We start from the raw sequence: 20,485 nt of genomic DNA on the forward strand, positions 1-20,485 counted from the left end.
TTTCAGTTCTTCAGAAAATTAACGACTAAATCTTCCGCATCTTTGCAAGCAGTCTCAAGATCGTAATTTTTCAGGATAATATCAAATTGAGGGGCGTAATTCAATTCTTTTTCGGCTTTTATAAAGCGTTCGGCCAGTTTTTCCTGGCTGTCGGTACCACGGCCAGCGAGCCGTTCTTTCAGCACTTCTAATGATGGTGGTTGCACAAATATCGCCAGCGCCTGTTCTTCGTACTTGCGTTTAAGGTGAAGACCGCCTTCTACATCGATATCAAATATCACTGTTTTGCCTTTTTCCCAGATCCGTTCAATTTCCGTGCGGAGGGTGCCATAGAAGGTTCCGTTGTACACTTCTTCAAACTCAACAAACTGTTTTTTGGCAATACGGTGCAAAAACTCCTCTTTACTTATAAAGTAATAGTCTTTGCCGTTTACTTCTTCACCGCGCGCATTACGTGTTGTTGCCGAAATGGAAAACTCAAGTTCAGGCACTTTTTTAAGCAGGTGATGTACTATAGTTGTTTTGCCTGCGCCAGACGGTGCCGAAAATATAATGAGTTTACCTGAAGGGTTCATATTTGTTGTAAAGTTTGAATGTTGAAATGTTGTAAAGTTGACTTTTTAACATTTCAACCTTACAACGTTGCAACATTACAACACGTTTAGTAGTTGTTCTTTTATTTTTTCAAGCTCTTCTTTCATTCCGACTACCAGCTTTTGCATATTGGCGTCGTTTGCTTTTGAGCCGAGGGTGTTTACCTCGCGACCAATTTCCTGCGATATAAAGCTCAGTTTTTTGCCATTTGCGTCATCGTTTTTCAACGTTTCGATAAAGTAGTCGCAGTGCGTGCGTAGGCGTATTTTTTCCTCGGTGATATCAAGCTTATCTATATAATATATCAATTCCTGCTCAAAACGATTTTGGTCAATAGCTTCGCGGCCAACTGCTTCGCTTAAAAACTGGTTAAGGCGTTCCTTTATTACAGGTACCCGTTTCGGCTCTTCAATTTCAACGAGTTCGAGGTTTTTCATGATGATACCTATGCGGTATTTCAAATCCTGTTCAAGTACGTTGCCTTCGTCGCTTCTGAATTGTTGAAATGCCGCCAGTGCCTGTTGGTATGCTTTTTCGGCAACCTTCCATTCTTCCTCCGATGCTGTTTCCTCTTCGTATTTCACAACTTCGGGCAGGCCAAGGGCAAGCTGTAATAAATTATTGGTCGGCTCATTCAAATCAAGGCTAACCGCCTTTAATTGTTCAAAATAATGCTTAAGCAACTCTTTATCAATTCCGGCAGCATTGCTGGTGGTGTTTGCCTTTTCAACATTTACCGACAGGTTTACCTTGCCGCGCTCAATTTGCTTACTGCAGTCATTACGCAGCTGGAATTCCTTTTCAGCAAAAGTTTTTGGCAAGCGTAGTGATAGCTCAAGGAATTTACTGTTCAGGGATTTTATTTCGACAGTATATTTTGCCCCATCAGCGTCAATGCTGGCAATTCCATAGCCGGTCATGGATTTTATCATGCGCAAAGATAGGTGTTTTAGTCGGAAACTCCGAGCAGTCAGGGCCACCTGGCACAAAATTGTAATTTTCAACTGTATGTCCTTCGCCGCTAATTAGCTATTCATAAAAAGCTAACTGTTTGATTGAATGATAATTTCGGTTAACTTTATTAAAACTTTAACCCGCTCAGCAATGAAAACCACGCTAATGTTGGCACTGCTGCTTTTAACAAGCGTAGTCCAAACCAAAAGAGATGCCGCCACATTTATTACTACTGCTCAAATTAACCAGCTTTTGGGCTGTGATGTAAAAGACGCCCCCAGCAAAATGGGCGGCAAGTATTGTTCGCGCAGGTCGGCGGACAATAAAACTGAAGTAATTGTACAATATGTGGATTTCTACACAGTTAATGGCGCCGCGTCCATGTTAAAAAGTGTATACGATGGTAATACGCAGAGTATTGCAAAAGGGGGAGTAGCAACGGGTTTTTATAAGGATATAAAAGGCTTTACAGAGGGTGGTGAATCGGCATTTTTCATGACTGCCCCCGGTGATCAATATTCACCCGGCAATGCGGTGCGTACCCAATTTGTGCTTGGTACATGCATGATAACCTTTGATACCAAAGGTATCGAACGCGGCAAAGTGATTCCTAAACTTGGTGAGATATACAAGATTGTAAAAGGGAATTTTAAATAATTGTCAAAATTCCGGCAGTAGTTTTAACATGGTTAGAATTTACCCTGGTCAAACTTGGTACGGTTAATGCTATTACGCTGGCATGTTGCTACAATTAATGGGCTGCTTTAACACTTTTTCACATTTGCTTTCAAATACAATCTTTAAGTTTGCGGCCGGAATAGTTTACATGCGCTGCAGATATATCATATTGGCATTTATTTGTTTGTGCCTTGGCCTTAATGCCTCGGCGCAGGATAACTTCGTGCTTAAGGGGGTAATATCCCGTAACATAAGTGTGGAGCGGCTTGCGCAGGTATTAATTACCAACTTGCGCACAAAAAATGTGATGATGAGCGATGAGTTGGGGTGGTTTTCTATTAATGCATCCATTGGTGATACCTTGCTGTTCAATAAAAGCAACTATACCGACCTGAAGGTGGTAATTAAAGAAAAAGGCGACATCCCGGTTTATATGCAGCCTGTTATCCAGCTCGACCAGGTAACAATTAACGGGCAATCGAAAAAGCAGGAGTTGAATGATGTAATGAAGGACTACCACAGGCAGGGAATTTATTATAACGGGAAGCCGCCGGTACTGTCATTTCTAACATCGCCATTAACAGGCTTATATGAATTATTTGGAAAGGGCCCCGGCCAGGCCCGCCGCTTTGCAGCTTTCTCAAAAGGAGAGCTCGAATTTGCTGAAGTAAGGCGCCGCTATAACAGGGCAATGGTAATGCGGGTAACCAGTACCGATAGCACTACTGCTAAAGGTTTTATGGAATATTACACCCCAAGCTACGAAGATCTGAAACAGTGGAACGATTACGAACTGATAAAACAGGTTAAGAAAAACTTCGAATATTATGAGAAGGCGCCTGACAGGAAGCAGTTGGAGCAATTGAACCGCCCGTCTTTAACACCAAAAGAAGAAAAACCTTTATAAACCGAAAGAAATTTCTTTTTACTATTCTTTAGGGTTGGGTTGCTGATCAGATCCCTAAACTTTCACAGGCCTTTTCCGCAGCTAGTTTTTCCGCGTTCTTTTTACTGAACTCTTTACCCTGGCCCATTACCTCGCCATCAATAATGGCCTGTATGGTAAATAACTTACTATTTTCGCCTTCAAGGTTGCCAACCAGGTAAAATGTAATGTCTTTACCGTGACGCTGGCACCACTCAATCAACTTGCTTTTAAAGTTTGTTTCGGTTTGCTCAAGTGTGCGGATGTCAACATGCGCTTTGATGATGTGATTCACCAAAAAGTTTCTGGTAAAGTCGTAGCCTTTGTCGAGGTATACAGCACCTATAAGCGCCTCAAAGGCGTCGCCAAGCAACGAACCCTGGCGCGATGAGTTGAGCATGCGGCTATCGTATTCAATCAGCTTATCAAAGCCCAGTTTGCGGGCAAGCGCGTTAAGGTTATTGCGGCTAACTATTTTGGAGCGTAATTCGGTTAAAAAACCTTCGTCCTCGTAAGGGTAAAGTTTAAAAAGTACTTCGGCAACAACACTGCCGAGCACTGCATCGCCTAAAAACTCAAGCCTTTCGTTGCTGTTTTTAACTCCCTTTTTTATGTTTTGGGCAACAGATTTATGACGAAAGGCAAGTTTGTATAACGACAAATTGCCCGGTACAAAACCGAGCAAATTTTTTAAAACCTTTACGTATTTTCTGTTGGGAGATAGGTATAGTTTGTAAAAACGACTTATAGGCATCCAGTTAATTATTCTTCGTACTTTTTAAATATCACAGAAGCATTGTGCCCGCCAAAACCAAATCCATTGCTTTGTGCTATTCTCACTTCGCGTTTTTGTGCCTTGTTGAACGTAAAATTAATTTTTGGATCAAAAGCCGGATCGTCGGTAAAATGGTTAATGGTTGGTGGAATTATACCGTTTTTAACAGCTAAAATAGCAGCAATTGCCTCAACAGCGCCAGCAGCTCCCAAAAGGTGCCCGGTCATTGATTTGGTTGAGCTGATATTTATGCGGTAAATGTCGTCGCCATAAACATCCTGTATAGCTTTCACTTCCTGCGGATCGCCGATAGGGGTTGATGTGCCGTGAACGTTTACATAGTCAATGTCGGCCGGTGTAATACCTGCATCTTCCAAAGCGTGGCGCATTACCAGGGCAGCTCCTAATCCTTCAGGATGGGGGGCCGTCATGTGGTAAGCATCAGCACTCATGCCACCGCCAATCATTTCGGCATATATTTTTGCGCCGCGTCTTTTTGCGTGCTCCAATTCTTCCAAAATAATAGTTCCTGCGCCTTCACCAGCTACAAAGCCATCCCTGTCCAAATCAAACGGACGCGAGGCTGTTGCCGGGTCGTCATTACGGGTCGAAAGCGCATGCATTGCATTAAACCCACCTATACCAGCTTCATTAATAATGGCTTCGGAGCCACCGCTGATAAACATATTAGCTTTACCCAGTCGGATATAGTTAAATGAATCTATAAGCGAATTATTTGACGATGCACAGGCAGATACAGTTGAAAAATTTGGTCCGCGCAAACCGTATTTGATAGAGATATGCCCGGGGGCTATATCAGCAATCATTTTTGGGATAAAGAACGGGTTAAAACGTGGTGTGCCGTCGCCTTTTGCAAAATTCACAACCTCGTCTAAAAACGTTTTTAAACCGCCGATACCCGAACCCCAGATAACCCCAATGCGGTTAACATCAAGCTTGTCAAAATCCAGTCCGGCGTCTTTTACCGCTTCTTCTGTAGAAAATAATGCGTATTGAACAAAAGGATCAAGCTTCCGGGCGTCTTTGCGACCCAAAAAAGCGTCTGCATCAAAGTTTTTTACTTCACATGCAAATTTGGTTTTGAACTTTTCGGTATCAAAACTCTTAATTAAGGCAGCGCCACTCACACCATTTATCAATGATTCCCAATATTCGGGAACGGTATTGCCAATTGGGGTGAGTGCTCCAAGCCCGGTTACAACAACTCTTTTAAACTCCATTTACTAGGTTTGGGGGAGTTCTTATTTAACGTTTTTTTCAAGGTAAGCAACAGCCTGACCTACGGTACCGATAGTTTCGGCCTGGTCATCAGGTATAGCCACGTTAAATTCCTTTTCAAACTCCATGATTAATTCCACGGTGTCCAACGAGTCAGCACCAAGATCATTGGTGAAGCTAGCTTCGGGTGTTACTTCACTTTCGTCAACACCTAATTTTTCTACGATAATAGCTTTTACTCTTGAAGCGATATCAGACATAGTCTTACAGTTTAAATGATTAAATAAAATTCAGTGCAAAGGAAAAATAAATTCTGTTAATTATCAAATCTAAAAACATTTGCATTATATGCAACAATATTTTATTGCATCTGTTTCGATTTTGTATTTTTACCGGCGCAAAAGTAATGATTTTGAACAGGAAATTTTTAAAGTTTGAGATCGATCTTGATTTTGTTCTCATAGCGGTTACCACATCACTAAAAGACTATCGCGTTTGTTATCTCATTAACAAGGCTTTAAGCTTTAATTTGATAAAAATTCCCGACCTTGAAGTTGACATTCATCACGGAGCTGAGCCTGTTTTATTCTCTATATACCACTATAATTGGGAGGCAAGCGAGACGGATTTTTACTTTATCGGCAATAAAGGGTCGGATGGTTACCTGGTACCGGAGATGCGAAAGGCGGATTATTTTTTGTTGATAAAAAATTATATCGATGAAAATGATCTGGAAAGCCTTATTTCGGCCATTAATAAGGTGCCCGAAATTGTTGCCGCAGTAAAGATTGATCCTAAAAAAATAAAATCACGCGAAAATCTCTTATTTTAGCGCAAATTTTTAAAAGTGTTATAGGTACACTCAACACGCCTGTAAGCCAGTATTAACCCTACAAATATGAAATTATATTATAACCGAACTAAAATTGTTGCCACAATGGGCCCCGCTTCGGCAAAAAAAGATGTTTTGCTGGCCATGATCCAGGCCGGCGTTAACATTTGTCGCTTAAACTTTTCGCACGGTAAAGCGCAGGACCACAAAGCAGTAATTGATACAATTCGCGAAATAAATGCAGAATATAAAACCAACGTTGGCATATTAGCCGATTTGCAGGGCCCAAAAATCCGCATCGGCCTGGTTAAAGATGGCGGCATACACCTGGTTAACGGAACCTCAATAAATATTACCACCCACGAGCTTATAGGTGACGATAACCAGATATACATTACTTACCCTACATTTCCACAGGACGTAAAAGCCGACGAAATTATTTTGCTTGATGATGGTAAAATACAAATGCGCGTTATCAGCACCAACAGGGTAGATACAGTTGTTTGCGAAGTGGTACATGGTGGCATTTTAACATCGCGCAAGGGCGTTAACCTGCCAAATACCAAGGTGTCTATCCCAAGCTTAACCGAAGAAGATATTGAGAACCTTAAATATGCGTTGGAATGGGATGTTGATTGGGTGGGACTTTCGTTTGTGCGTACCGGCCAGGATATATTGGAACTTAAAAAGATTATAGCTGAAAGCGGCAAAGCCGCCAAAGTAATTGCCAAGGTTGAGAAGCCGGAGGCTATTGATAATATAGATGAAATTATAGCTGCTACTGATGGCGTTATGGTTGCGCGCGGCGATCTGGGTGTTGAGATGCCACTTGAAGAAGTGCCTTTGTTGCAAAAAATGATTGCCCGCAAATGCCGCCTGGCATCAAAACCGGTAATTGTGGCAACGCAGATGCTGGAGTCGATGATAACCACCCCGCGCCCTACCCGTGCTGAAGTGAATGACGTGGCCAACTCTGTGCTTGACGGTGCAGACGCAGTAATGCTAAGCGGTGAAACGTCGGTAGGGGAGTTCCCGGTAATAGTTATTGAAACTATGGCTAAAATTATACGTAACGTTGAAGAGCTGGGGTATCCTTTCAACAGCAAGAGTGACGTTACAGATGCTTCGTCACCCGATTACCTGAGTAATGCGCTTTGCGGATCGGCAGTGTACCTGGCCGAGCACACCAATGCAGCCGGTATCGTTTCTATGACTACCTCGGGCTATACTGCCTTTGAAATATCGAGCTACAGGCCTAAAGCAGGCACCTATATCTTTACTGCCAACAAGCACCTGTTAAATGCATTAAGTTTGTTATGGGGTGTACGTACTTTTTATTATGATAAAGATGAAAGTACCGACCAAACTATTGCTGATGTAAATAACATGCTTAAAGAAGCCAGCCTGGTACAGGAAGGTGATGTGGTAATTAACACAGCATCGGTGCCAATTTTGAAAAAGGCGAAAACAAATATGCTGAAGGTTACTGTGGTTGATTAAGGCTGTTGTAAGAGTTATAAATATTATAAAGGTTGTATAGTTTAAGCTATACAACCTTTTTTTTTTAACGCCTGTAACGTTTAAAATTTTTACAATCTTAGTAAATCTCAGCCCTGCAAGCTTTTACTTTAAGCTTTTCTAACTTGGCGAAATAGTAATCCCAACAAATTCTTAATGTTGTCATATTGTAACTTTTTTGTTATCAAATAGACTACAATAACGAAGCCAAAGTTTAATTAGTATTTGATAATTGTTAAAACATTATACCCGTTGTAATAAATCGTATTGACTTCATTTTCCACATTACCCTACTCATTCTATCAACTTTATAAACATCTTTCCAAATCAATTTAAATAATTCGCACATTTGCATATCCGCATCCCGCACCTGCGGGACGCATAAATAAAGAATGGATCAATACTTTATTATAGATTTCGACAGCACGTTTACACAGGTTGAGGCTTTGGACGAACTGGCCCGCATTTCACTGAGACACCACCCCGACCGCGAAAGCATATACAAACAAATAGAAGATTTAACCAATGCCAGCATGGAAGGCCGGCTGTCTTTTACCCAAAGTTTGGAAAATCGGGTTAAACTTCTGCAAGCCAACCGCGAGCATCTGAAGCAATTAATTACTCATTTAAAGAAAAAAGTTTCCACGTCGTTTAGCCGTAATACCATATTTTTCAAAAATCATGCAGATGAAGTACTGATTGTGTCAGGCGGATTTAAGGAATTTATAATACCAGTGGTAACTGAGTACCACATAAAAAAGGAAAATATTTACGCCAATACCTTCGTGTTTGATGCCGATGGTAACATTATCGGCTACGACCGCGAAAACCCGCTAAGCCAGGAGGGCGGCAAGGTTAAGCTGCTAAAGGAATTAAACTTACCGGGCGAAATATACGGTATAGGTGATGGCTATTCGGATTTTCAATTGAAAGAATCTGGAATGATTAAGAAGTTTTTTGCTTTCACCGAAAATATCGAGCGCAAATCCGTTGCGGAAAAAGCCGATCACATTACACCCAGTTTCGACGAGTTTTTGTTTATCAATAAGTTGCCGCGGGCAATATCATACCCTAAAAACCGCATCAAATGTTTGGTGGTGGGCGACGTAGAGGAAGAGGCCCTGGCTCAAATGAAAAAGGAAGGCTATAACATCCGCCATCGTGATAGCATAGACGAAAAATACCTTGAAGAAGCCGGCATATTATTTTGTGACGAGGCACATCAGCCTACTCCTGAACAGGTGCAAAATGCGGGCCGGTTGAAGGTAATCGGTATTTTCGGCCGTATAAACAGCCGCAAACTAGCCGAAACTGCATGCGAAAACGGCGTTATTATTTTTGACGACCCTAAAAACAATCCGCGTAACGATGATTTTATCCCCAAAAGGGTAATGGCATTTATGAATGAAGGTAAAACCCATACCAGTTGCAACTTTCCCGATTTGCAGCCGCCGCGCGTAAGCAACGCACACCGCTTAATTCACATTCACAAAAACGTGCCGGGCATATTGGCTAAAATCAATGACGTGTTTGCCCGTCACAATATTAATATAGTGGGTGAATTTTTGGTGACCAACCCGCAAATAGGCTACGTTATCACCGATGTTAACACAGGATATGATACAGAAGTGTTAAACGAATTGAAAGCGATAGAACATACCATTAAGTTTAGGTTGCTGTATTAGAGTTCATAGCCGCTGCAGCTTTACGCCGAGCTATGAACTAAACTGTTTATATCGCGCCAGTTCTACTATGAACTATGAACCATAACCTATGAACTAAACGGCACCACCAGCACCGGCACTTCAGAATGACGCACCACGTGTTCGGCTACGCTTCCCATTAGTAACCTGTCGAGCCCGTTGCGGCTGTGGGTGCCTATAACTACCAGGTCGGCGCCAAATTCTTTGCTGCAATTGATTATGCCATCGGCTGTGGAGCCATATTCCGTAAAGTGCGTTACCGGCATGTCGGCTCCAAATTTTTTAATAATGTTTTCTACAATCGTGCCCGCATGACTTTTCTGGATGTCCATTATTTCCATATCTTCAGCCATTGTAGAGGCCATGCCGGCGCCTAATAAAGGGTCGATCGCGGCGGATGTCTGTGGTATCAGCATTGGTTCAATGATATTTACCACACCAACTTCAGCATTAAATTTATGTGCTAAATCAAAACCATATTCGGCGGCATGTTCGGCGTATTTGCTATCGTCTATACCTATTAGTATTTTGCTGATTTTCATATCTGGAAGGATTGGCTATAAATATAATAACAAACAGGCAACAATAAGTTTTGTTTATGCTGGTATTTTAACCCAATCACTTGAGCCCGTCAACTCCTGACTTAGAACTTTTCTTCCTACATTTGCCCATGCATTTCTCTCCCGAAATTGAAGAACGCCTGGCACAACTGCAGGAAAAATATGAAGCGATGGGCCAGGACATGGTGTCCTATCTTGATGGCTTGCTTTTCGCCGACTTTTTAACTTATTGGGATTATATCCACCTGGATACCCTTTTAAGCTTGCAAAGCCCAAAAACGCCGTTCCCTGATGAGGAGATTTTCATTATGTACCACCAGATTACGGAACTATATTTTAAGCTGGTATTGCATGAGTGTAAGCAGATCTCAGCAGCCAAGCCTTTAACCCCGGTATTTTTTACGGCTCGGCTAAAGCGTATCAACCAATACTTTGAGGCTTTGACGGCATCTTTTGGTATTATGGTTGATGGTATGGAGAAGGAGCAATTTTTAAAATTCCGGATGTCACTCCTTCCGGCAAGCGGCTTCCAGTCGGGCCAGTACAGGATGATAGAAATTTATGCCACCGACTTCATAAACCTGGTTGCTAAAGATAAACGCGGGGAGTTAGGGGCCGCATCTATTGAAGAACAGTTTGAGTATATCTACTGGAAGTTTGGAGCAACGGAACTTTCAACAGGTAAAAAAACCTTAACGCTCAAACAGTTCGAGAAAAAATATGCTGCAACCTTCATCAGTCTCGGCAAGGCCAATGCCACGAGTAATTTTTATTCGTTATATCATCAATTAAAAGCCAATGGATTGGCTACGCCGGAACTTGAGGCGGAGTTAAAACAGCTTGACGTAAATGTAAATGTAAACTGGCCGCTGGTGCATTACAAATCGGCCGTACGGTACCTTAACCGTGAGCCGGAAGAAATTAAAGCAACTGGCGGCACTAACTGGCAGAAATACCTGCCTCCCCGTTTTCAGAAACGTATCTTTTATCCATCGCTTTGGAATGAACAGGAGTTTGAAAACTGGGGGAAGGCCTGGGTCGAGAAAGTGCTCAAAGAATTCAGGTAGATTAACTAATGGATTTTAACCGGGCATCCTGACAAAATTCATTTTGCAATTGTAAAAAAAATCGGCAATGGCTTGTGAATCATCTACTATGAGCAAAAATTTTCCTACCTTGCCATTTTTCGAATTAAATACACTAAGGCCATGACCGAAACGCTGGACATCAAAATCACTAAAACCAATCATTCCCGTTTACAAGAAACGGATTTCAGTAATCTGCCCTTTGGGCGCACATTTTCAGACCATATGTTTGTGGCCGACTATATTGACGGCGAATGGAAAAATTTTGAGATTGTGCCTTACGGCGAAATTGGTTTAAGCCCCGCTATTTCGGCATTACACTATGGCCAGGCATTTTTTGAAGGAATAAAAGCGTACAAGCATGCCGACGGGCAGGTTACTATTTTCCGCCCGGAAAAAAACGCTATCCGCTTTAACAAATCAGCTGAGCGTTTGTGCATGCCTGCGCTGCCCGAAGAAATATTTATACAGTCAATAGCCGCAGTTGTAGATATCGACCGCGATTGGGTGCCGTCAAAAGCACATCACGCTTTGTATATAAGGCCGTTTATGTTTGCCACCGACCCTTATTTGGGTGTAGCACCATCAGCCACCTATAAATATATGGTATTGATTGGTCCGGTTGGTCCGTACTTTTCAAAAACCCTGAGAGTTAAGATTGAAACACATTACACCCGCGCTGCAGAGGGCGGTATGGGCTATGCAAAGTCGGCCGGAAACTATGGCGGTAGCATGCTGCCTGCCAAAAAGGCCACAGAAGAAGGCTTTGACCAGTTGATTTGGACCGATGCCAAGAATCATGAATATGTTGAGGAAATGGGTGCTGCGAACGTAATGTTTGTGCTTGACGGTAAACTGATAACTCCATCAACCCGCGATACCATTTTAGATGGTGTAACCCGCGACACTGTATTAACCCTTGCCCGCGAGTGGGGTATGGAAGTTGAAGAACGCCGTGTATCTGTTGCCGAAATTATTGAGGGTGCAAAGACCGGTAAACTACAGGATGCTTTTGGTGCAGGTACTGCCGCTACCATTGCCCCTGTAGGTTCGATAAGCTATAATGGTGAAGAATATTTTTTAAGCGATCCGAAAACCCGCGAATTTTCGCAAAAAGTGTTAAGCGAACTTGATGCCATTAAATACGGCCGTGTTGCTGATACACATGGATGGAATTATATGGTGTAGTTAGCACCAATGGTTAGAGACCAGAGGTCGGAAATCAGGAAAGAACAAGCCTGGTTTCTGACCTTTTCTTTATCATAACCTTGAACGCTACTCTACGCTTACGGTTAAACCTTCCTGCTGCAAAATTTTGCGGTAAACTTCCACTTCGGTAAACGAACCTTCCAAAACCGCGCATTTACCTTCGTTGTGAACTTTCCACGCTATCTTTTCGGCCTGCGATTCTGAGTAGTCGAGGTACTTCATCATACAAAAAATCACGTGGTCGAACGTATTGTGGTCGTCGTTCCATAAAATAAGGCGGTGCATTTCCTTTAGCCCCGCCAAAATCTCCTCAAGGGTGAGGGTTTCTTCCTGTACTTCAGTTGGCATACGTATCTACAAATTTACTCAAAATCTATAATAAAGCAGTCATAATAATGTTCTATTGCGGCTTTAAAGCCATAATTTTATTTGATGAGAGCATATATCCCCTACATTGCCTTTGGCTTGCTTTTGCAGGTAACAACTTTGCGGCTAAACGCCCAGTCAATTACAACATTACAAGCCCCGCCCACTAATATTATGATAGATGGCTCCATTAAAGAGTGGGGCGACAGCCTAAGGTATTATAATGCCGAAAAGCGGATTAGCTATGCCATTGCCAACAGCAAAGACACCTTGTATATGGCCATGCGTGTTAACGATCGCAGCGAGCAAATCCGGATATTAAAGGCCGGTGCCACCTTCAGTATTAACACCAAAGGGAAAAAGAAAGAAAGCTTTAGTATAACATTTCCACTGGCAACAAACGGAAATACATCGCCATTAAATCCCCCAACAGATGGCGATGGAAAGGAAAATCATGAAGCTTTAATGCAGGCCGTTTTAACCGTACTGCGCGGTATAAAAGCCGATGGCTTTAAAGACATTGAAGATGATATGATTACCACCAGCAACACTTATGGTATAAAAACAGCATTGGATTACGACGATAAGGGTTATCTGGTTTGCGAAGTGGCTATTCCGCTGGTGCTTTTTCACGCAGACGGCGATTCAGCAAAAAACGAATGGGCATTCAATTTTAAAATAAATGGCATAACCAGGCCTGCAACACAGGGCGAAGGGCAGGAAGGTGGCCGCGGCGGACGCGGTGGTGGTGGTGGTGGTGGCGGAGGTCGTGGAAGTCACGGTGGCGGAGGCGGCAGGGGGAGCCGTGGCGGGGGCATGGGCGGGGCCGGCGGAACCCAAGACCGCAGCGCGTTGTTTGCATCTGAAGATTTTTGGGAGAAGTTTTATTTGGCGAAATGAAAAAACAATCAGAAATAACCCGGCAAATGATTTCGCCGGGTTATTTTTCACTATTTAATTATTCTGTTACCCTTACCTTCAAGAAACTTGGGTTTGCCTTTGATGTGTAAACCCGGTGTGTTGCTTTTTTAAAGGCAGTGCTGTCACATTTCATAATGTCTACAAAAGTTTGCGGGTTGCGGTCAATCAGCGGGAACCAGGTGCTTTGTACCTGCACCATTATTTTGTGGCCTTTTTTAAAGGTATGCAATACATCCTGCAGTTCCCAATTTACCGGGGTGACTTTGCCGGGGGTAAACGGTTCCGGTTTTTCAATTGAGACGCGATACTTGCCGCGGATCGGCTCGCTGCGTACCATTTGCTGGTAACCAGCCATCTTTACATCCTTTCCGGTAAATTTATTGTTCGATGCCGTATCGGGATAAACATCCAAAACCTTCACCACAAAATCGGCATCGGTGCCGGTGGTTGATACTTTTAGGTTTGCCCAAATGTTGCCGGCTATAGTAACGTCCTTGTCCAGTACATCTGTTGTATAGTTGAGCAAATCTTTCCGGTCAGCCAAAAAGCGCTGGTCGGCGGTCATGTATTCGCGGTCCATGTCCATGCTTTTATGATTCAGGAATGGTATCGGGTTATTAGGATCTGATACATATTCATCATAACTATCCTTGCCATCGGCAGGTGCATTAAACGACAGTTTTCCGCCGGGCAGTAGATACAGTTGCCTCTCTTCGGCCTCTTTTGGTGGCCAGGTTTTATACTCTTTCCATTTGTTTACGCCCGTTTTCAAAAGTATTGACCGGGGCAATGTTCATATCTGTACCTTTCAGGTAATGACTAAAGAATTTAAATTCGATATCGTCCCTATAATGCGGGCCGGTTGGGCCGCCAAAATCAACATCGCCCAGGTGATCGCCTGCGCCGCGTGCCCAGCCGCCGTGTACCCAGGGACCCATGGCAAAGTAAATTGGTGTTTTAGGATTACTCTTTACCAGTGTTTTGTAGGTGTTTATGGCACCATATAAATCCTCGGCATCGTACCAGCCGCCGGTAACTAATACAGCGGTTTTAATATCGTGCAGGTGATATAACACATTGCGGTCTTTCCAGTGCTGGTCGTAATCCGGGTGGTCCATCATTTCGTTCCAAAGGCGGATGGTATCTTTATAATACTTGTCGTTTGTGTTTTTCATTGGGCCCATCTTCAAAAAGAAGTCGTACCCATCATTAGTGCCCGGGTTAAACCGACCGCCGCGACGTTGGGTTGGTTTATCATCCTGCCTGTTGGTAAAACCTGGGTAAAACCCAAAGTTGGCTACCAAAAAGAATGCACCATTGTGCCAGCCGTCATCGCGCCATAAATCAGACATAGGTGCCTGGGGTGATGCCGCTACTAAAGCCGGGTGGCGGCTTAACAAGGCAGCGGTTGTATAAAAACCAGGGTACGATATACCCCAAACACCCACTTTCCCTGTATTGTTCGGTATGTTTTTTAGCAGCCACTCGATGGTATCGTAAGTGTCGGTGCCTTCATCAACATCGGTATTGGCGCTGTGGTCTTCCTTTTCGGGCATCATTTCTTCAAAGATACCTTCGCTCATGTAGCGGCCGCGTACATCCTGGTAAACAAAAATATAACCATCGTGCACAAAGGCCGGCGAAGGGCCAATACTGCCTTTATACTTATCGGCACCATAGGGACCTACGCTGTAAGGGGTGCGGTCCATCATAAAAGGATATTTCTTCGATTGGTCCTTAGGCACGTAAACCGAAGTGAATAGCTTTTTGCCATCACGCATCGGGATTTGATATTCGTATTTTGTGTAGTTGTCCTTTACGTACGTGGCTTCGGCGTTGTTGCCGCCTGGCTGGGCGAAGGTTACGGGCGCTAAAAGCGTAAAGCAAAAAGCAAGAAGTAAAAGTTTTTTCATTATCCGTTATTAACGCTTAAAAGTAAGCATTTAAACAAAAAAGACAACCGGTTTGGGTTGTCTTCATAAAATCGTTACGTTATTGATGAGTTGATTTGAAGATTTGGTAATTTGAAGATTGCAAGCGCTTTATCATCTTCAAATCAGCTCATTTTCAAATCATCAAATTATTCATTAATCGCCTTCACACCCGGCAATTCCTTGCCTTCCATATACTCTAGCAATGCCCCGCCGCCGGTTGACACGTAGCTCACGTCATCGGTCATGCCAAATTTGGCCACAGCTGCAGCAGAATCGCCACCGCCGATAAGCGAAAATGCGCCATTGTCGGTAGCTTTAGCCACTGCATCGGCAATGGCTTTTGTACCCGCCAAAAATTTCTCCATTTCAAAAACGCCCATCGGGCCGTTCCAAAGTATAGTTTTTGATTCTTCAACAACCTTGCTGAATAGTTTAATAGTTTCAGGGCCAATATCCAATCCCATCCAGTTATCCGGGATTTTGCCTGTTTTTGCAATATCAGTTTTTGCATCGTTCGAAAATGCATCGGCAATAACATTATCTACGGGTAATAACAGGTTTACGCCTTTTTCTTTTGCTTTTTTAACCAGGCTAAGAGCCAGATCAAGTTTGTCGGCTTCAACCAATGATGTACCAATAGTACCGCCATCGGCTTTAGCGAAAGTGTAAGCCATGCCACCGCCTATTATAAGATTATCTACTTTATCAAGCAGTTTTTCTATCAGCTCGATCTTGTCAGACACTTTTGAACCGCCCATAATGGCAGTAAATGGCTTTGGGGCATTGTTTAATATCTTTTCGGCGTTTTGCAATTCGGCAGCCATCAGGTAGCCAAAGTATTTGGCATTAGTGAAAAATTGTGCAATTATAGCTGTCGAAGCGTGTGCGCGGTGTGCTGTACCAAATGCATCGTTAACGTAAATATCGCCCAGTTTTGAAAGTTTTTTAGCAAAATCCTTGTCTCCTTTTTCCTCCTCTTTATAAAAGCGTAGGTTTTCGAGCAACAGCACCTCGCCTTTACCCAGGGCCTTTGCTTTGCTTTCAGCGGCGGCGCCAATGCAGTCATCTGCAAACTGAACCTGTTGGCCCAATAAATCAGATAAATGCGAAACTATATGCTTCAATGAATATTTTTCTTCAGGTCCGCCTTTTGGCCTGCCCAGGTGTGACATCAGGATAACTGCCCCGCCGTCATTCAATATTTTTTTTATCGTCGGCAATGCTGCCGTCATCCGGTTATCGTCGGTAATGTTATAGTTTTCATCAAGAGGAACGTTAAAGTCAACCCTTATGAGGGCTTTTTTTCCTGAAAAGCTAATTTGATCTACTGTTTTCATAATGTTTGATGCAAATGGTTAATGCAAATGGTTAATGCAAGCGATTTTTCGAGCCGCCAAATTCAGCATTTTAATTCCAAATTGGAAAGTAAATGTTAAAAAGGTGTTTTAATTAATAAAAACATCACTGAATTTTAACATACATTACATAATGAGGACCTATGTCGGGTACTTCAAACTCAGGGGGAATTGTTTCAAACCCCATATTCAAATAAAATTGGCGGGCACTTTTACGCGCATTACACCACAAATAATTTGCTTTTTGCCCGTGCAGATAAACTATTGCAAAATTTAACAACTGGTTACCCAGGCCTCTGCCCCGGTATTCATCGACTGTCGCCATGCCGCGTAACTGGTACCCAACGCCTGTAAACTCTCCATAAGCCTGCGGATGAAAGGACGCTATGCAAACAAGTTCATCTCCAACATAATAACCCAAATGAAATGCACCGGGTAACGTGTCAGTTGGAAAAATGCATTCTTCGTGGCTTAGTTTCCCTTCGCGCAAAACGTTGTTTCGTATGGCTAATAGTGTATTATCAATCTTAATAAACTTAATCATGGTTTTTAAATAACTCCCGCGAGGCAAAAATGGCCAATTTTTCCCCAACGGTGCTAACTTATCGCCACGAGTTAATGCTACCACAAACGCGGTCTCCGGGCAAATAAGTGCCATTTCGGCGTCAATAGGCGGTTTTTTACAGCTTCGGTAAGAATAGCACAAGTATTGCATTAATATTTACGCAGGGCCTATAGAATCACAATATTATGAAAACAGTATTTTCGTTATTATTAATTTCCGTTATTCTTTGGGGCTGCAGCAAGAAAGCTGATATAACGCCTGTAAAATCAACAGATACGAGCAAAACTGCCGGCCCTACAAATCCCATTTCGGCAAAACCAGATTCGACTGTAAAATTAACAAATGACGACACCGCACATATGGCCGCCTTTATTATCTATGCCCAAAAAGTTAAAACCAACGTATCGGGCAAAATCCTGGTGATGGCGTTTGACGAAAATGTGAATATTTTTTTACTGGCTGAAGGGTATCAAAAAACTTCGGCCATACATTTGAACGAGGACTGGAAAAAAACGTCGCTGGCAGCTTTTGATTTTACAACGGTAAACCAAGACGGCCAAACCACATTTAACTCAATAGATGATAACTTAAACAATGTGAAGTTTAAGACTATATCAGATACCACCATAAACGGGGTCCATGTAAAAAAAGTTAATGTTCACCGCAAACTTACTTTTTCTAAAGTTTACGGGTCGGCCGATCTGGCAACTGATCAGCAAAACCTGCTGCTTGCCAAAACCGATGAGTTGATTACTTTTTCATCGTACACCTATTATAATCAGAAAAATTACCCTGTTACCAGCGCTGTTGCGTACGTGCAGTATGTGAAGTAAGTTGATTAAGTTAGATTAGGTTGACTTGGTTGATTAGGTTATGTACTTCGTAGCATGTAATGTTTGACGGCTGCAATATTCACCTAACTCAATCAACTTAATCCAACTTTATCAATATATAAACTAATCCTCTCCACCAAATCAGCAAGGCGGCCCGAGTAGCCCATTTCGTTATCATACCAGCCCACAACTTTTACCAGGCCACCAACTATCGAAGTAAGCTGAGCATCAAAGATGCAACTGTGGGTGTTGCCTAATATATCAGTCGATACGATTGGGTCTTCGGTGTATTCCAAAACATTCTTCATTGCGCCCTCTGCCGCCTGTTTAAAAGCTATGTTTATAGCTTCAACGGTAGGTTGTTTTTTGAGGCTGCAGGTAAAATCAGTTAGTGAGCCATTTAGCACAGGTACTCGTATTCCCGCCCCACCGAGCCGGCCCTCCAAATGCGGGAAGATGGCCGTTATGGCTTTAGCAGCCCCGGTGGTAGTTGGAATAATTGAACCGGACGCGGCCCTTGCCCTGCGTAGATCTTTGTGCGGCGCATCGTGCAGGCTTTGATCGCCCGTCATGGAGTGCACGGTGGTGATATAACCATCAATAATGCCCCAGTTAGTGTCAAGTATTTTAACCATGGCTGCAACATTATTAGTGGTACATGATGCGTTTGATAAAATTGGTGACGTAAGATCAATTTGCCCATCGTTAACGCCGAGTACAACTGTAGGTATACCTTTATCACTGGCGGGAGCAGATATAATTACTTGCTTAGCCCCGGCTACTAAGTGCTGTTCGGCACCCTGCTTTGAGGTGAATTTGCCGGTTGATTCTATTACCAAATCGATATCCAGCTCTTTCCACGGCAAATTTGACGGACTCGCTTCGGTAAGAATTTTTATAGCGTGGCCGTTAACAATTAAATGGTTTTCGTCAAAATCAACTGTTCCTTTAAAGCCACGATGTACTGAGTCGTATTTAAAAAGGTGTGCAAGGGTTTTGGTATCTGCAAGGTCGTTAATGGCAACAACTGCTATATTTTCCCGGGTTAAAATATTACGTAAAAATACACGGCCTATACGCCCGAAGCCGTTTATGGCAATTCTCATAGTAGCGGTTTATATGGCAACAAATTTACGGTTTAACAATCAGAGACAAGAAAGAACCGTGGCAATAGGATTTTAATATTACAATAAAATAAAAAAGCCGGGATATTTCCCGGCTCCGTTGTTGTTGTTATTTATTGCTTGCAATCAAACAAATAAATTCCGGAGTGCCAGGCTTTCGCGTTCTTTTGAGCGAAGAAAAAAGGTGATCAACCAGTTAAACGCCATGGACATTAATACAATTAAAATAATAAGTACTGTATTGCCATATTCTTTTAATAACAGTACCATAAATATGGTTAAAATATTAGCGGCAGTTAAAATAAGCGTAGTTTGTAAATGGCTGAAACCCAGTTTTAACATGCGGTGATGTATGTGATTACGATCGGCTACAAAAGGAGAGCCGCCGTTTGCAATACGCACAACAAAAACTCTGATTGTATCAAATATGGGGCCTATCAAAATGGCAACTGCCAGTGCCGGGGCCTCGTAGATTCCGGGCAGATTGTTAGGGGCAAGCATATTTACCTGGATAAACTTTAATGCCATTACTGCCGATATTAAGCCAATCAGCAATGAGCCGGTATCGCCCATAAATATTTTAGCGGGCGTAATATTAAAGCGTAAAAAGCCTAAAATTGAGCCGGACATTGCAAATGAAACTGCCGCCAACTCATACTGCTTAATGTATATGAATAATATTGCAAAGGCGCCGTTTGCTATGATTCCGGTAGTAGCGGCGAGACCGTCGATACCATCAATCAAATTGAAAGCGTTAACCACCAGCAGGATTAATAAAATTGACAGACCGGCGCTTACTACGTATGGCATCTCGTAAATTCCAAATACTCCATACATACCCGTAAGGCGAATATCGCCCAGTATCACCAATATGGCACAAACAACAAATTGTATTACAAATTTTGTATTAGAGTTTACACCCGAAAGATCGTCTTTTATACCCATCGCAAACAATATAATACATGCAGTAAGCAAGTAATTTATCGGTAACGATTTATCAGTCATACAAAACAGGAGTGAAGTTATAGTAAAACCAACAAAAATAGCTACCCCGCCCAACCTTGGTATACCGTGGTCATGCTCTTTTCTGAAATGTCCAAGGTCATCGTATAGGTGGCGAAAGCGGGCTACGTGTAAAATTGATGGGATTGCAAATGAAGTTATCAGCAGGGATACGGCGATAATGAAAATGTAATATATAAATGTGTAATTATGTAGAAAATCCATCATCTTTAATCGTTTACGCTAATTATACAATAGTTAAATTTAGTGAGTGCAAGTAAATAACAATTGTTAAGTTACCCATCCACTTATT

At 42.6% G+C, this 20,485-nt stretch carries 22 protein-coding genes; 9 read left to right on the forward strand and 13 right to left on the reverse strand.

The window, feature by feature from the left end:
* Positions 1-2: 2 nt before the first annotated feature.
* Entirely contained in the window at positions 3-575 is a 573-nt protein-coding gene (gene gmk / locus NAF19_RS16095) for a guanylate kinase (protein WP_252791097.1), read from the reverse strand.
* A 75-nt stretch (positions 576-650) separates the two neighbouring features.
* Positions 651-1,526: a YicC/YloC family endoribonuclease gene (locus NAF19_RS16100; protein ID WP_252791098.1), complete on the reverse strand. Its 876-nt coding sequence runs from the start codon at positions 1,524-1,526 to the stop codon at positions 651-653.
* 172 nt (positions 1,527-1,698) lie between these two features.
* Between NAF19_RS16100 and NAF19_RS16105 the strand changes: the two genes are divergently transcribed.
* Positions 1,699-2,205 carry a hypothetical protein gene (locus tag NAF19_RS16105; protein ID WP_252791099.1) on the forward strand — a complete coding sequence of 169 codons (507 nt, stop codon included), beginning with the start codon at positions 1,699-1,701 and terminating at the stop codon, positions 2,203-2,205.
* A gap of 82 nt (positions 2,206-2,287) precedes the next feature.
* The gene (locus NAF19_RS16110; protein ID WP_252791100.1) at positions 2,288-3,133 is read left to right on the forward strand and encodes a hypothetical protein; all 846 of its coding nucleotides are present in this window, start codon (positions 2,288-2,290) and stop codon (positions 3,131-3,133) included.
* 46 nt (positions 3,134-3,179) lie between these two features.
* Here NAF19_RS16110 and rnc read toward each other — a convergent pair whose 3' ends face one another.
* From rnc to NAF19_RS16125, 3 genes are read right to left on the reverse strand one after another with little or no spacing between them, the layout of a single operon-like run.
* Positions 3,180-3,905, reverse strand: a complete 726-nt coding sequence (gene rnc, locus NAF19_RS16115) for a ribonuclease III (protein WP_252791101.1) — start codon at positions 3,903-3,905, stop codon at positions 3,180-3,182.
* An 8-nt stretch (positions 3,906-3,913) separates the two neighbouring features.
* Positions 3,914-5,167: a beta-ketoacyl-ACP synthase II gene (fabF, locus tag NAF19_RS16120; protein ID WP_252791102.1), complete on the reverse strand. Its 1,254-nt coding sequence runs from the start codon at positions 5,165-5,167 to the stop codon at positions 3,914-3,916.
* A 21-nt stretch (positions 5,168-5,188) separates the two neighbouring features.
* Positions 5,189-5,425, reverse strand: a complete 237-nt coding sequence (locus NAF19_RS16125; protein ID WP_031266521.1) for an acyl carrier protein — start codon at positions 5,423-5,425, stop codon at positions 5,189-5,191.
* Positions 5,426-5,571: 146 nt separating this feature from the next.
* Here NAF19_RS16125 and NAF19_RS16130 point away from each other — a divergent pair, with 146 nt between their 5' ends.
* The 3 genes from NAF19_RS16130 (at position 5,572) to NAF19_RS16140 (ending at position 9,200) form a co-directional block, all read left to right on the forward strand.
* Positions 5,572-5,997, forward strand: coding sequence for an IPExxxVDY family protein (locus NAF19_RS16130; RefSeq protein WP_252791103.1), 426 nt, complete (start codon positions 5,572-5,574; stop codon positions 5,995-5,997).
* A gap of 66 nt (positions 5,998-6,063) precedes the next feature.
* Positions 6,064-7,497 carry a pyruvate kinase gene (gene pyk, locus NAF19_RS16135; RefSeq protein WP_252791104.1) on the forward strand — a complete coding sequence of 478 codons (1,434 nt, stop codon included), beginning with the start codon at positions 6,064-6,066 and terminating at the stop codon, positions 7,495-7,497.
* Positions 7,498-7,907: 410 nt separating this feature from the next.
* Entirely contained in the window at positions 7,908-9,200 is a 1,293-nt protein-coding gene (locus NAF19_RS16140) for an HAD-IB family phosphatase (protein ID WP_252791105.1), read from the forward strand.
* 86 nt (positions 9,201-9,286) lie between these two features.
* Here the strand turns inward: NAF19_RS16140 and NAF19_RS16145 are convergent, their stop codons facing one another.
* A complete protein-coding gene (locus tag NAF19_RS16145; protein ID WP_252791106.1) occupies positions 9,287-9,760 on the reverse strand; it encodes a universal stress protein in 474 nt (157 codons plus the stop codon).
* Between the two features lie 128 nt (positions 9,761-9,888).
* Between NAF19_RS16145 and NAF19_RS16150 the strand changes: the two genes are divergently transcribed.
* On the forward strand, positions 9,889-10,845 hold the full coding sequence (locus NAF19_RS16150; protein ID WP_252791107.1) for a tryptophan 2,3-dioxygenase family protein: 957 nt from the start codon (positions 9,889-9,891) through the stop codon (positions 10,843-10,845).
* Between the two features lie 141 nt (positions 10,846-10,986).
* Complete coding sequence (locus NAF19_RS16155) at positions 10,987-12,051, forward strand: branched-chain amino acid aminotransferase (RefSeq protein WP_252791108.1); 1,065 nt, start codon at positions 10,987-10,989, stop codon at positions 12,049-12,051.
* Positions 12,052-12,138: 87 nt separating this feature from the next.
* Here NAF19_RS16155 and NAF19_RS16160 read toward each other — a convergent pair whose 3' ends face one another.
* A complete protein-coding gene (locus NAF19_RS16160) occupies positions 12,139-12,420 on the reverse strand; it encodes an ATP-dependent Clp protease adaptor ClpS (protein ID WP_252791109.1) in 282 nt (93 codons plus the stop codon).
* Positions 12,421-12,504: 84 nt separating this feature from the next.
* Here NAF19_RS16160 and NAF19_RS16165 point away from each other — a divergent pair, with 84 nt between their 5' ends.
* A complete protein-coding gene (locus tag NAF19_RS16165) occupies positions 12,505-13,338 on the forward strand; it encodes a hypothetical protein (RefSeq protein ID WP_252791110.1) in 834 nt (277 codons plus the stop codon).
* A 58-nt stretch (positions 13,339-13,396) separates the two neighbouring features.
* On the opposite strand, the gene NAF19_RS16170 is transcribed toward NAF19_RS16165, so the two are convergent.
* The 4 genes from NAF19_RS16170 to NAF19_RS16185 form a co-directional block, all read right to left on the reverse strand.
* Positions 13,397-14,131: a CocE/NonD family hydrolase gene (locus NAF19_RS16170; RefSeq protein ID WP_252791111.1), complete on the reverse strand. Its 735-nt coding sequence runs from the start codon at positions 14,129-14,131 to the stop codon at positions 13,397-13,399.
* Entirely contained in the window at positions 14,097-15,272 is a 1,176-nt protein-coding gene (locus NAF19_RS16175) for a CocE/NonD family hydrolase (RefSeq protein WP_252791112.1), read from the reverse strand. The genes NAF19_RS16170 and NAF19_RS16175 overlap by 35 nt, the downstream gene beginning before the upstream one ends.
* A 167-nt stretch (positions 15,273-15,439) precedes the next feature.
* On the reverse strand, positions 15,440-16,630 hold the full coding sequence (locus NAF19_RS16180; RefSeq protein WP_252791114.1) for a phosphoglycerate kinase: 1,191 nt from the start codon (positions 16,628-16,630) through the stop codon (positions 15,440-15,442).
* 124 nt (positions 16,631-16,754) lie between these two features.
* On the reverse strand, positions 16,755-17,192 hold the full coding sequence (locus tag NAF19_RS16185) for a GNAT family N-acetyltransferase (RefSeq protein ID WP_252791116.1): 438 nt from the start codon (positions 17,190-17,192) through the stop codon (positions 16,755-16,757).
* 206 nt (positions 17,193-17,398) lie between these two features.
* Here NAF19_RS16185 and NAF19_RS16190 point away from each other — a divergent pair, with 206 nt between their 5' ends.
* Positions 17,399-18,046 (forward strand): hypothetical protein, encoded by a 648-nt coding sequence (locus NAF19_RS16190; RefSeq protein ID WP_252791117.1) that lies wholly within the window; start codon positions 17,399-17,401, stop codon positions 18,044-18,046.
* A gap of 92 nt (positions 18,047-18,138) precedes the next feature.
* On the opposite strand, the gene gap is transcribed toward NAF19_RS16190, so the two are convergent.
* Both gap and NAF19_RS16200 read right to left on the reverse strand, forming a co-directional pair.
* Entirely contained in the window at positions 18,139-19,152 is a 1,014-nt protein-coding gene (gene gap, locus NAF19_RS16195; RefSeq protein WP_252791118.1) for a type I glyceraldehyde-3-phosphate dehydrogenase, read from the reverse strand.
* A gap of 144 nt (positions 19,153-19,296) precedes the next feature.
* Positions 19,297-20,400, reverse strand: a complete 1,104-nt coding sequence (locus NAF19_RS16200) for an MraY family glycosyltransferase (RefSeq protein WP_252791119.1) — start codon at positions 20,398-20,400, stop codon at positions 19,297-19,299.
* Between the last annotated feature and the right edge of the window lie 85 nt (positions 20,401-20,485).

Source organism: Mucilaginibacter flavidus (genome assembly GCF_024055575.1).
Classification (GTDB): domain Bacteria; phylum Bacteroidota; class Bacteroidia; order Sphingobacteriales; family Sphingobacteriaceae; genus Mucilaginibacter; species Mucilaginibacter flavidus.